The sequence below is a fragment of the Streptomyces sp. NBC_00045 genome (genome assembly GCF_045041095.1).
In the GTDB taxonomy this organism is placed as follows: Bacteria; Actinomycetota; Actinomycetes; order Streptomycetales; family Streptomycetaceae; genus Streptomyces.
Map to the genome: position 1 here is coordinate 2,333,841 of NZ_CP108271.1, position 12,212 is coordinate 2,346,052.

Sequence of the window (12,212 nt, forward strand, 5' to 3'; positions counted from 1 at the left end):
CCCGGACCCGACCCGAGCCCCGGGCCCCGCCCCGGCCCCGACCCCAGGCTCGGACCCGGACCCGGCCACGACCCCGGCCCCGGGCTCGGACTCCGCCACGGCCACGGCTCTCACCCTGGCCGCGACCACGACCCCAGGTCGGGAAGCGGCCACCGGCACGGCCCCGGCCGCCGCGAACCCGATCCCGGTCCCCGCCGCGGCTCCGGACCCGGTGACAGCCGCGTCCACGGCGCGCGCCAAGGCGACCGCACCTGCACCGGCCCGCCGCAGGGACCCGGTCCAGGGCTCGGGCCCGGCTCCCGCCCGGGCCGAGGGCCCCGGCACGGCCGAGGTCGCCGCGCAGGCCCGGGGCCCGGAGGCCTCCCGGCCCCCCGCCGGGGTCCGGCGGATCGAGGGGGTGTTGCTCGGGCTCGCCGCGGGGGATGCCGCCGGGTGGCCCGCCGCCCGGCACCGGGCCAGCCGCATGCCCGAGTGGACCCGCCGCCTCACCCGTGAGCTCGACACCTTCGCCGAGCAGAACCAGACCACGACCCTGCCCGTGCCCATCGCCCTGAACCAGCCCCCGGAGCCCCTGCGCCTGGGCCCCTCCGACGACGCCGAGTGGGCGGCCTTCGCCGCCGAATCCGTGCTCACCGCGGCCGGTGTGCTGCTCAGCGACCTCAGCCGGTCCCGCCGCATGCGGGCCGCCATCGACCTCGCCTGGAACGCCCTGGCCAGCGAGATCGCCGCCGCGGCCGAGCGTGCCCCCGAAGTGGAGTCCGCCGTCCTCCCGCTCCGCGCCCGCATCTCCGTGCGGGCCGGCCTCGGCAACCTCGCCGCCGGCCTGCGCCCGCCCGCCACCGGCCACGACAACCCGCACTACTTCGACGACGCCGCCTGCGTCCGCGCGTGCGTGCTCGCCGTCGTCCACCCCGGCGATCCGGCCGCGGCCGCCGATCTCGCCGAGTTCGACGCCCGCTACACGCAGGACGGCGACGGAGTGCACGGCGCCCGCGCCATGGCCGCCGCCATCGCGGTCGCCCTCGCCGGCGCCGACCCCGACACCGCCGTCGACGCCGCTCTCGGCCAACTCCCCGAGGCCACCGAGATCGGCCGCAACGCCCGCCACGCCGTCAAGCTCGCCCGTACCCGCGCGGACGGCCCCGGCAGCGCCTTCGCCATCGTCCCCACCCTCGAACACGAGATCGTCGACCACGTCTACAGCTACGGGATCGCGGCCGCCGAGACCGTCCCGGTGGCCCTCGCCCTCACCACCGCCGCCCGCGGCCGGGCCTCCGAGGCCGTCCCGGCCGCCGCCTGCCTGTCCCGCGTGGCGGACTCCGCCCCCGCCCTGGCCGGCGCGCTCACCGGCGCCCTCGGCGGCGGCGATTCGATCCCCACCGCCTGGCGCGAAGCCTGCCGCACCCTCTCCGGCTGCGCCCTGCCCCGCCTCGCCGGCACCGACCTCGTCGAACTCGCCGCGCTCCTCGCTCGCACGGAACTCACCTCACCCAAGGGATGATTCGGACATGACGCTCACTCTGGAAGACCGGGCGGCCGGCTGCCTCGTCGGAGCCGCCGTCGGCGACGCGCTCGGCGGCCCGGTGGAGGGTTGGTCCCCGGACCGGATCGTGGAACGGCACGGCGGTCGCGTGCACGGCATCGTCGGCCCGTGGCACGAGGACTGGCGCACGGCCCGCCCCATCGCGCCGTACCACAAGGGCGACGGCCACGTCACCGACGACACCCTCATGACGCACGCGCTGGTACGGGTCTACGAGGCCGTACGGGACCACCTCGACGCGTACGCGGTCGCCGAGCACCTGGTCCCTGACCTGATGACCAACCCGCGCTGGATCCCCGAACTCGAAGCCGAGGCGCTCCCCCTCCAGCGAATCTTCCTCGCCGAGAAGTGGATCGTGACGCGGCTGCACTACGCCCACGCGGACCCGCGCGAGGCGGGCAACGGCAACATCGTCAACTGTGGTGCGGCGATGTACATGGCGCCGGTCGGCATCGTCAACGCGGGCCATCCGGCGGGCGCGTACGCGGAGGCCCTGGACATCGCCGGGGCGCACCAGTCCTCGTACGGGCGGGAGGCGGCGGGCGTCTTCGCGGCGGCGGTGGCGGCGGCGTGCGTACCGGGGGCGACGGCGTCGTCGGTGGTGGACACGGCCCTCGCGCTGGCCAAGGACGGCACCCGTGAGGCGATCGCGGCGGTGTGCGAAGTGGCGGGCCGCCACCGGGACTTCGAGTCGGCGCTGGCCCCGCTGCGGGCGGCGGTGGCCCCGTACGACTCGGTGGGCCCGGACTACCGCTCCCCCTCGCTCGGCGCGCGCCGCCCGTCCCGCCTCCACTCGGTCGAGGAACTCCCGATCGCGCTCGGCATGCTGGTGGTCGCCGACGGGGCGTACGAGGGCTCGGTCCTCGGCGCCGTGAACTACGGTCGGGACTGTGACTCGATCGCCACGATGGCGGGGGCGATCGCCGGAGCCCTGGCGGGCGTCCGTGCGGTCCCGCCGGTGTGGGCCAAGCAGGTCGCCGAGGCCAGCCGCCTGGACCTGCACGCCCCGGCGTCCGCACTGGCGGCGGTGGCCCGCGAGGTCTTCGCCCTGGACGAGGCCCGCCGCCGCAGCCACGAGTCGGCGTTCACCTCGATCGCCGCCCCGCAGTGACCGGCGCCCCGACCTGCGACGGCGCTGCGGCCGCGCCGATCCCGAGCCCGCCCCCGGCCGGGGCCGCGGGCGGCGGTGCGGCCGAGGTCGTACGGCTTACCTGGGTCCAGCCGGAGGACCTGCTCGGGCACGAGTTCCGGCAGGCCGCCGAGGACGGCCGGGCAGCGGCCGCCGAGCCGCTGCTGCGCACCTGGCTGGACGCGGGCGGCCGGCCCGCCCCCGCCCGGGCGGGCAGCTCCCCCGCCCCCGCCTCCCCGCAGCTCCGCGTCCTGGCCGAACGCCTCCTGACGGCCCTGGCCGCCCTCCCGCCCCCGCTCAGCGCGGACGAACCCCGCTCCTGGCCCGCCATCACCGCGACCTGGCCGGAGGCCGCCACCGGGCCGGGCCGGCCGGCCCCCGCACGGGCCGAGGGGGCGGACGGGGCGGACGGGGCGGACGGGCTGTGCCGGAGGCTGGAGGCGGCCTGGACGGGCCGGGCCGTCGGGTGCGTGCTCGGGAAGCCGGTGGAGAAGCTGCCGCTGGCCGGGATCCGCGCGCTCGCCCGCGCCGCGGGCAACTGGCCGTTGCACGACTGGTTCACCGCCCGCGGAGTCCCGCCGGAGCTGCTGGCCGCCCACCCCTGGAACCGGCGTTCCGCCGCCACCTCCCTCGCCGAGAACATCGACGGCGTGCCCGAGGACGACGACCTCAACTACCCCATCCTCAACCTGCTCCTGCTCCAGCGGCACGGCAAGCGGTTCACCACCGCCGACGTCGCCCGGCTCTGGCTCGACGAGCTCCCCGCGGGCCGGACCTTCACCGCCGAGCGCCTGGCGCACCGGAACCTGCTGCTCGGCCTGGAGCCCCCGGCCACCGCCACCCACCGCAATCCCTTCCGCGAGTGGATCGGCGCCCTCATCCGGGCCGACGTCCACGGCTGGACCAACCCCGGCGACCCGGCGGCCGCCGCGGCCCAGGCCTACCGGGACGCCACCCTCACCCACACCGGCAACGGCCTCTACGCCGCCCTGTTCACCGCCGCCGCCATCGCCGAGGCCGCCGCAGGCCGGACCGACGTCCACACCGCGCTCCGGGCCGGGCTGGCCGTCGTACCGCCGCGCTCACGGCTCGCCGAGGCCGTCCGGCACGCCGTCGACACGGCCGGCCGGTACGCCGACTTCGACCGCGTCGTGGACCACTTGCACGCCCGCTACGGGCATTACCACTGGGTGCACGCCGTCCCCAACACGGCACTCGTCGCGGCCGCCCTCACCCATGCCGACGGGGACTTCACGCGCTCCGTGTGCCGTGCGGTGTCCGGCGGCTGGGACACCGACTCCAACGGGGCGACCGCCGGCTCCCTCGCCGCGCTCGTCGACCCGGCCGGGGTCCCGCACCGCTGGTCCGCGCCCCTCAAGAACCGTCTCGCCACCACCGTCCCCGGTTTCGACGGCATCGGCTTCGACACCCTCGCCCAGCTCACCGCACAGGAGGCAGCCCGCCCATGACGGCCATCGCCGTGCTCGGCAGTACCAACATGGACCTCGTCGCCTACGTGGCCAAGGCCCCCCGCCTCGGGGAGACCGTAACCGGCCGCGAGTTGCGCACCGCCCCCGGCGGCAAGGGGGCCAACCAGGCCGTCGCCGCCGCCCGCCTCGGCGGGGAGGTGGTGATGATCGGCGCGGTCGGGGCCGACGGGTTCGGCGTACGACTGCGTTCCGCGCTCACCGGGGCCGGGGTCGAGACGGCGGCCCTGCGCACCGTCGAGGGCGCCAGCGGCACCGCGCACATCACCGTGGACGACGAGGGAGGGAACGCCATCGTCGTCATCCCGGGCGCCAACGCCCGCGTCACCGGCCTGGAGGCGGGCGACGAGTCCCGCATCGGCGCCGCCGACTCGCTCCTCCTCCAGCTCGAAGTCCCGCTGTCCGCCGTCCTGGCCGGCGCTCTCGCCGCCCGCGCCCACGGGGTCCGTACGGTCCTCACCCCGGCCCCCGCCCAGCCTCTGCCCGCGGAGCTCCTCGCCGCCACCGACCTGCTCGTCCCCAACGAGCACGAGGCCGCCGCCCTCACCGGGCTCACCGACCCCTACCAGGCCGCGAAGGCCCTGCTCCACGAGGTCCCGGAGGTCGTAGTCACCCTCGGCGCGGGCGGGTCCCTGTACGCCGCCCGCGGGCGGGAGCCGCTGACCGTGCCCGCGCCCCGCGTCCGCGCCGTGGACACCACCGCGGCCGGCGACACCTTCGTCGGCGCGCTCGCCGTGGCCCTCGGGGACCACCTCCCCATGCCGCGGGCGCTGGCCTGGGCCTCGGCGGCGGCCGCGCTGTCCGTCCAACGGCCGGGGGCCCAGGACTCGATGCCGACCCGCGCCGAGACGGACGCCTTCGCGGCGGCCGGTCCCGTCTCCGGTCCCGTCTCCGGAGCCGCCTCGTGACCGCCGCCGCGCCGGCGGCCGGGCCGGAGCGCGGGCAGGGGAGCGGGCAGCGGGGCGAGCCGGGGAGCGGGCCGCTGCACGGGGTGAGGGTGCTGGACCTCGCCACGCTCTTCGCGGGACCGCTCGCCGCCACCCTGCTCGGTGACTTCGGCGCCGACGTCGTCAAGGTCGAGCACCCCGAACGCCCCGACCCCTCGCGCGGGCACGGCCCCGCCAAGGACGGCATCGGCCTGTGGTGGAAGCTGCTCGGCCGGAACAAGCGGACGATGACCCTGGACCTGTCCGCTCCCGGCGGGCGCGACACCCTCCTGCGGCTGGCCTCGACCGCCGACGTGATCATCGAGAACTTCCGCCCCGGCACCCTGGAGAAGTGGGGCCTGGGCTGGGCCGAGCTGTCCGCCGCCAACCCGCGGCTGGTGCTGGCCCGCGTCACCGCCTTCGGCCAGCAGGGCCCGTACGCCCGCCGGCCCGGCTTCGGCACCCTCGCGGAGGCGATGAGCGGCTTCGCCGCGATCACCGGGGAGCCGGACGGGCCGCCGACCCTGCCGCCCTTCGGCCTCGCCGACTCGATCGCCGCACTGACCACCGCGTACGCCGTGATGACCGCGCTCGCCGGGCGCGAGCGCACCGGTCACGGACAGGTGGTGGACCTGGCCATCATCGAGCCGATCCTCACGGTGCTGGGCCCGCACCCGCTCTGGTACGACCAGCTCGGCTACGTCCAGCCGCGCACCGGCAACCGCTCCACCAACAACGCTCCCCGGAACACCTACCGCAGTGCGGACGGGCGCTGGCTGGCGGTCTCCACCTCCGCCCAGTCCATCGCCGAGCGCGTGATGCGGCTCGTCGGCCGGCCCGAGCTGATCGCGGAGCCGTGGTTCGCGACCGGCTCCGGCCGGGCCGCCCACGCGCCCGTCCTCGACGGGGCGGTGGGCAGCTGGATCGGCCGCCACAAGGCCGACGACGTGGTCGCCGCCTTCGAGGAGGCCGAGGCCGCCGTGGCCCTGGTCTACGACGTACGGGACGTCATGGCCGATCCGCAGTTCGCCGCCCTGGACACCGTCACCGAGGTCGACGACCCCGAACTCGGCCCGCTCCGGATGCAGAACGTCTTGTTCCGGCTGTCCGAGACCCCCGGCGCGATCCGCTGGGCGGGCCGCCCGCACGGCGCGGACACCGATGCCGTACTCACCGAACTCGGCCTGTCCGAGGCCGAGATCAGCACACTCCGGATGGAGCGGGCCCTGTGATCCTGACCTGGCTCTACGTACCCGGCGACCGCCCGGAGGTGGTGGCCAAGGCCCTGCGCTCCGGGGCCGACGCCATCATCGTCGACCTGGAGGACGCGGTGTCGGCCTCCCGCAAGGAGTACGCCCGCGCCGCCACCGCGGAACGGCTCGCCGAGCGGCCCCCGGTCCCCGTCTTCGTCCGCGTCAACGCGCTGGACTCGCCGTGGGCCGGCGCCGACCTGACCGCTCTGACCGGGCTGCGGGGCCTCGCGGGGCTGCGGCTGCCGAAGATCTCGGCGCCCGAACAGATCGTCGCGGTCGCCGACCGCACCGGCGGGGTGACCCTGCACGCCATGCTGGAGTCGGCGCTGGGCGTGGAGCGCGCGTACGAGATCGCCCGCGCGCACCCCGCCCTGCGCGCGCTCTCCCTCGGCGAGGCCGACCTCCGGGCCGACCTGGGCATCAGCGCGGACGCGGGCCTGGACTGGCCGCGCTCCCGCGTGGTGGTCGCGGCACGGGCGGCGGGACTCGCCCCGCCCGCACAGTCGGTGTTCCCCGACATCCGGGACCTGGAGGCGCTGGCCCGCTCCTGTGCCCGCGGGCGGGCCCTGGGCTTCCTGGGCCGGGCGGCGATCCACCCGCGCCAGCTGCCGGTGATCGAGCGGGCCTATCTGCCCGGCCCGCAGGAGGTCACCGCCGCCGAGGAGATCGTCGCGGCCGCCCGCCGCAGCCCGGGCGCGGTCGCCCTGCCCGACGGCCGCTTCGTCGACCCGGCGGTCCTGGCGGGCGCGGAACGCCTCGTCGCCCTGGCCCGCCGCGAATGACGCGGCGCGGGGCGCCCCCTCCGGCGCGGCCCGCCCGCCCCCGGCGCCCCCCACAGGCGCATCCCCCGAGACCGAACCGGGCCGAGCCGAACCGGGCCGAGCCGAGCCGGGCCGAGCCGAGCCGGGCCGAGCCGGGCCGAGACCGAACCGGGCCGAGCCGGGCCGAGCCGAGCCGGGCCGAACCGGGGCGGGCCGGGCCGAACCGGGGCGGGCCGAGCCAGGCCAAGCCGAACCGAGCCGAACCGGGGCGGGCCGAGCCGGGCCGGGCCGGGCCGGGCCGGGCCGGGCCGGGCCGGGCCGGGCCGGGCCGGGCCGGGCCGGGCCGGGCCGGGCCGGGCCGGGCCGGGCCGGGCCGGGCCGGGCCGGGCCGGGCCGGGCCGGGCCGGGCCGAATCGAGGCCGAGACCGAGGCGGGCCCGGAGCCGGGCCGGGGCCGCGGCCGCAACAACGGCAGCGGCAGCGGCAGCCAGAGCTGGGGCCGGAGCCCCGGGAGCGCGTGGGGTGGGGGTTCGGGGTGCCCGGTGGGCGGGGCCCGGGGCGGCTCCGCCTTCCGATCGGGCGTGAAGCGCCGGGACGTGACGTCCGTGCGCGGTCGCGCCCCACGCAGACGGGAGGGGCGCCGCGCGGTGCGCGGCGCCCCTCCCGTCGTGTTCCGGACGACCCGGTCAGAGCTTCTTGGCGGCCTTGGGCTCCTCGGCGTCCCTGGACTCGGCCGCAGAACCGCCCTCGGCGCCGGCCTCGGCCTCGGTCTTGGCCTCGGTCTTGGCCTCGGTCTCGGCCCCGGTCTCGGCCCCGGTCTCGGCCCCGGCGTCGACGCCGGCCTTCGGCTCGGAGTCCTTGGCCCCGGCGGCCGCGTCGGCTTCCTTCGCGGCGGGGTCGGACGCCGCGGGACCGCGGTCCGGCTCCACGACCTCCTCGCGGCCCGGCCGCAGCTTCGCCGACAGGACGAAGTAGACGACGGCCAGGACGAAGACCACGATCGCGGTCCACACGTTCAACCGCAGGCCCAGGATGTGGTGGGCCTCGTCGACGCGCATGTACTCGATCCAGCCTCGGCCGGCGCAGTACGCGGCCACGTACAGGGCGAAGGCCCGGCCGTGTCCGAGCTTGAAGCGGCGGTCCGCCCAGATCACGAGCGCGGCGACGCCGAGGCACCACAGCGACTCGTACAGGAACGTCGGGTGGTAGGTCCCGGCGACCCGGTTGGGGCCGTCGCTGATCTCCAGCGCCCACGGCAGGTCGGTGGCGCGGCCGTACAGCTCCTGGTTGAACCAGTTGCCCCAGCGGCCGCAGGCCTGGGCGAGGGCGATGCCGGGGGCCAGGGCGTCGGCCCAGGCCGGCAGCGGGATGCCTCGCAGGCGGCAGCCGATCCAGGCGCCCACCGCGCCCAGCGCGATCGCGCCCCAGATGCCGAGGCCGCCCTCCCAGATCTTGAAGGCGTCGACCCAGTTGCGGCCCTCGCCGAAGTACAGCTGGTAGTCGGTGATCACGTGGTAGAGGCGACCGCCGACCAGGCCGAATGGCACCGCCCACACGGCGATGTCCGCGACCGTGCCCGGCTTTCCGCCGCGCGCGATCCACCGCTTGTTGCCGAGCCAGACGGCGACGAAGACGCCGATGATGATGCAGAACGCGTAGCCGCGCAGCGGGATCGGTCCGAGATGGATCACGCCGGTCGACGGGCTGGGGATATAGGCAAGGTTCATGGCAGAGCCGACGCTACCCTGCCGGGCGGTGCGGACCGCAACCCGCCCGGCAACCTGGCGCCAAATCGAGACGGGGCGGTCAGTCCTCCGCGGCCCCCTGCGAGGCCCCGGTCGAGCCGGTCCTCGACCCCGAGGTCGTGGACGAGGACTTCGCCGCGGACGGGGACGAGGCGGACGACGTCCCGGACCCCGAGGTCTTCGACCCCTTCGACCCCTTCGAGGAGGAGAACGCCGAACCGGAAGCGGAAGCCGACGGCGACGGCGAGGCGCTCGCGGCCCCCGCCCCGCCCCCGGTGCCCTTCGCCGCGGCCTCCACCTGCTCCTTGAGCTTCTGCGGGGTGACCGGGTTGGCCTGGTCGGCGAAGATGTCCTTGCCGTTCAGCAGCACGCTCGGGGTGCCCCGGAACTTCCCGGCGCGGAAGGCCTCGAAGGACTTGTTCACCCAACTGTTGTGCGTCCCGTCCTCGACGCACTTGCGGAACTCGGGGGTGTCCAGCCCGGGCACCTTGGCGGCCAGCTCCAGCAGCTTCGCGTTCGTCCCGTACGCGTCGCTCGTCTCCTGCGGCTGGTTCTCGAACAGGACGTCGTGGTAGGCGGCGAACTTGCCGGCGTCCTGCGCGCAGGCGGCCGCATTGGCGCCCTTGAGCGAGCCGCTGCCGCCCATGTTCCCGTCGATCAGGGTGACCAGGTGGTAGTCGACCTTGAGCAGGCCCTTGGCCTCCAGCTCGTGGACCGTGTCCCGGTAGTTGGTCTCGAAGGACTTGCACGCCGGGCAGCGGAAGTCCTCCCACACCGTCAGCGTGGACTTGGCCTCGGGCTTGCCCGTCTGGATGACGAGCGCGTCCTTGCCGGTGGCCCCGGAGGGGGCTGACACCGGGCCCGCCTTGGCGGACTTGTCGCCCTTGTCGGTGTTGGCCGCGATCAGGCCGACGACGGCCGCCAGGCCGAGGACGCCGACCACGGCCGACGCCACGACGAGGGTCCGCCGCCGCTTTTCCCTCTTCTTCTCGCGCTCGCGCTCCACCTGGAGCCGCTCGCGGGCCGATCGTTTCGCTTCGCGGTTCGCACCGTCGTTCTTCTCGCTCACGTTCGGCCAAACGAAGCGGGGAGGCACTCGCGTGCCTCCCCGCCCCCACTTCCACCCGATCGGGCTACAGAACCCGGTCAGGGGTTCGCAGCGCCGATCGAACGCGCACGCCGGCTGCCGTCAGCCCCTGCGCACGCCTTCCGCGAGATCGCCCGCCAGCGCCCGTACGGCGGCCAGCCCGGCCGGCAGGTCCGGCGCGTCCAGCAGCAGCTTCACGAAGGCCGAACCGACGATCACCCCGTCGGCGAAGCCCGCGACCTCCTTGGCCTGGACGGCGTTGGAGACGCCGAGGCCGACGCAGACGGGGAGTTCGGTCTTCGCGCGGGTGCGCCGGACCAGCTCCTGGGCCTCGTGGCCGACCGACTCGCGGGTGCCGGTGACACCCATCAGCGAGGCGGCGTAGACGAAACCGGAACCGGCGGCCGTGATGGTCGCCAGGCGCTCGTCCTTGCTGCTCGGAGCGACGACGAAGACGGTCGCCAGACCGTGCTTGTCGGCGTGCTCGCGCCACAGAGCGGACTCCTGGACCGGCAGGTCGGGCAGGATGCAGCCCGCACCGCCCGCCTCGGCCAGCTCGGTGGCGAACCGCTCCACGCCGTAGCGGTCGATCGGGTTCCAGTACGTCATGACCAGCACCGGCGCCCCGGTCGCCGCATGGGCCTCGCGCACGGTGCGCAGCACGTCGGCGATCTTGACGCCGCCACGCAGGGCGATGTCGTCGGCGGTCTGGATGATCGCGCCGTCCAGGACCGGGTCGCTGTGCGGGAGGCCGATCTCGACCACGTCCGCGCCGCCCGCGATGACGGCCTTGACGGCCTCGATGCCGCCGTCGACGGTCGGGAAACCGGCCGGGAGGTAGGCGATGAGGGCCGCGCGGTCCTCGGACTTGGCCTTGGCGAGGGTGTCGCTCAGCAGCTGGATGTTGCCCTTGGCGTTGCCGTCCGTGCTCACTTGCTCTCCCCCTCGGTGTCGGCCGTGTCGTCGTAGAGGCCGAAGTAGCGTGCGGCCGTGTCCATGTCCTTGTCGCCGCGGCCGGACAGGTTGACCACGATCAGCCCGTCCTTGCCGAGCTCCTTGCCCAGGTCGAGGGCGCCCGCGAGGGCGTGCGCCGACTCGATCGCCGGGATGATGCCCTCCGTGCGGGAGAGCAGGCGCAGGGCCTGCATCGCGGCGTCGTCGGTGACCGCGCGGTACTCGCCGCGGCCCGAGTCCTTCAGGAAGGAGTGCTCCGGGCCGATGCCCGGGTAGTCCAGGCCGGCCGAAATGGAGTACGGCTCGGTGATCTGGCCCTCCTCGTCCTGGAGGACGTAACTGCGGGAGCCGTGCAGGATGCCCGGCTCGCCCGCGGTCAGGGTGGCCGCGTGCTCGCCGGTCTCGACGCCGTGTCCGGCGGGCTCGAAGCCGACCAGGCGGACGTCGGCGTCCGGGATGAAGGCGTGGAAGAGGCCGATGGCGTTGGAGCCGCCGCCGACGCAGGCCGCGACGGCGTCAGGCAGCCGTCCGGCGCGCTCCAGGATCTGGCGGCGGGCCTCGACGCCGATGACCCGGTGGAAGTCGCGGACCATGGCCGGGAAGGGGTGCGGGCCGGCGACCGTGCCGAAGAGGTAGTGGGTGCGGTCCACGTTGGCGACCCAGTCGCGGAACGCCTCGTTGATGGCGTCCTTGAGGGTGCGGGAGCCTGACTTCACGGCGATGACCTCGGCGCCCAGCATGCGCATCCGGGCCACGTTCAGGGCCTGGCGCTGGGTGTCGATCTCGCCCATGTAGACGGTGCATTCGAGGCCGAAGAGGGCGCAGGCCGTGGCGGTGGCGACGCCGTGCTGGCCGGCGCCGGTCTCGGCGATGACGCGGGTCTTGCCCATGCGCTTGGTGAGCAGCGCCTGGCCCAGCACGTTGTTGATCTTGTGCGAGCCGGTGTGGTTGAGGTCCTCGCGCTTGAGGAAGATCCGGGCGCCGCCGGCGTGCTCGGCGAACCGCGGCACCTCGGTGAGGGCGCTGGGCCGGCCGGTGTAGTTGACCATCAGGTCGTTGAGCTCGGCCGCGAAGGCCGGGTCGCCCTTGGCCTTCTCGTACTCGACGGCGACCTCGTCCACGGCGGCCACGAGCGCCTCCGGGATGAACTTGCCGCCGAATTCGCCGAAGTAGCCCTCGGCGTTGGGGACGTGACCCTCCGGGTCCGGAATGAAGAACGAGCTGCTGGACATGCCCAGTACTCCTACGGGTGCGATGGGATGGATGCACCGTATTGCGCCGCGGGTCCGCCGCACGTGCACCCCGCTGCGGGGGTGCCGATGCGTACG

Annotated in this window: 9 protein-coding genes and 1 pseudogene; 6 read left to right on the forward strand and 4 right to left on the reverse strand. The window is 75.5% G+C overall.

Annotated features, from left to right (window positions below; genetic code table 11):
* Positions 1–211: 211 nt before the first annotated feature.
* From OHA65_RS11025 to OHA65_RS11050, 6 genes are all read left to right on the forward strand, one after another.
* Entirely contained in the window at positions 212–1,501 is a 1,290-nt protein-coding gene (locus OHA65_RS11025; RefSeq protein WP_405763394.1) for an ADP-ribosylglycohydrolase family protein, read from the forward strand.
* Positions 1,502–1,508: 7 nt separating this feature from the next.
* Positions 1,509–2,654: an ADP-ribosylglycohydrolase family protein gene (locus tag OHA65_RS11030; protein WP_405761801.1), complete on the forward strand. Its 1,146-nt coding sequence runs from the start codon at positions 1,509–1,511 to the stop codon at positions 2,652–2,654.
* 38 nt (positions 2,655–2,692) lie between these two features.
* Complete coding sequence (locus OHA65_RS11035; protein WP_327285611.1) at positions 2,693–4,141, forward strand: ADP-ribosylglycohydrolase family protein; 1,449 nt, start codon at positions 2,693–2,695, stop codon at positions 4,139–4,141.
* Positions 4,138–5,067, forward strand: a complete 930-nt coding sequence (gene rbsK, locus OHA65_RS11040) for a ribokinase (RefSeq protein ID WP_327282953.1) — start codon at positions 4,138–4,140, stop codon at positions 5,065–5,067. The genes OHA65_RS11035 and rbsK overlap by 4 nt, the downstream gene beginning before the upstream one ends.
* Positions 5,068–5,141: 74 nt before the next feature.
* Positions 5,142–6,317: a CoA transferase gene (locus OHA65_RS11045; protein WP_327285612.1), complete on the forward strand. Its 1,176-nt coding sequence runs from the start codon at positions 5,142–5,144 to the stop codon at positions 6,315–6,317.
* Positions 6,314–7,120: a CoA ester lyase gene (locus tag OHA65_RS11050; protein ID WP_327282954.1), complete on the forward strand. Its 807-nt coding sequence runs from the start codon at positions 6,314–6,316 to the stop codon at positions 7,118–7,120. Before OHA65_RS11045 ends, OHA65_RS11050 begins: the two co-directional genes overlap by 4 nt.
* 664 nt (positions 7,121–7,784) lie before the next feature.
* Here the strand turns inward: OHA65_RS11050 and lgt are convergent.
* The 4 genes and pseudogenes from lgt to trpB form a co-directional block, all read right to left on the reverse strand.
* Positions 7,785–8,825, reverse strand: a complete 1,041-nt coding sequence (lgt, locus tag OHA65_RS11055; RefSeq protein WP_405761803.1) for a prolipoprotein diacylglyceryl transferase — start codon at positions 8,823–8,825, stop codon at positions 7,785–7,787.
* Between the two features lie 295 nt (positions 8,826–9,120).
* Positions 9,121–9,912, reverse strand: a pseudogene (locus OHA65_RS11060) (DsbA family protein); the annotation flags it as partial.
* Between the two features lie 120 nt (positions 9,913–10,032).
* Complete coding sequence (gene trpA / locus OHA65_RS11065; RefSeq protein WP_327282957.1) at positions 10,033–10,863, reverse strand: tryptophan synthase subunit alpha; 831 nt, start codon at positions 10,861–10,863, stop codon at positions 10,033–10,035.
* Complete coding sequence (gene trpB / locus OHA65_RS11070) at positions 10,860–12,116, reverse strand: tryptophan synthase subunit beta (protein WP_327282958.1); 1,257 nt, start codon at positions 12,114–12,116, stop codon at positions 10,860–10,862. Before trpB ends, trpA begins: the two co-directional genes overlap by 4 nt.
* Positions 12,117–12,212 lie beyond the last annotated feature (96 nt).

Coding starts and splice junctions, on each gene's coding strand:
- OHA65_RS11030 (WP_405761801.1), top strand. CDS start 1,509: ATGACGCTCACTCTGGAAGACCGGGCGGCCGGCTGCCTCGTCGGAGCC.
- trpB (WP_327282958.1), bottom strand. CDS start 12,116: ATGTCCAGCAGCTCGTTCTTCATTCCGGACCCGGAGGGTCACGTCCCC.
- rbsK (WP_327282953.1), top strand. CDS start 4,138: ATGACGGCCATCGCCGTGCTCGGCAGTACCAACATGGACCTCGTCGCC.
- lgt (WP_405761803.1), bottom strand. CDS start 8,825: ATGAACCTTGCCTATATCCCCAGCCCGTCGACCGGCGTGATCCATCTC.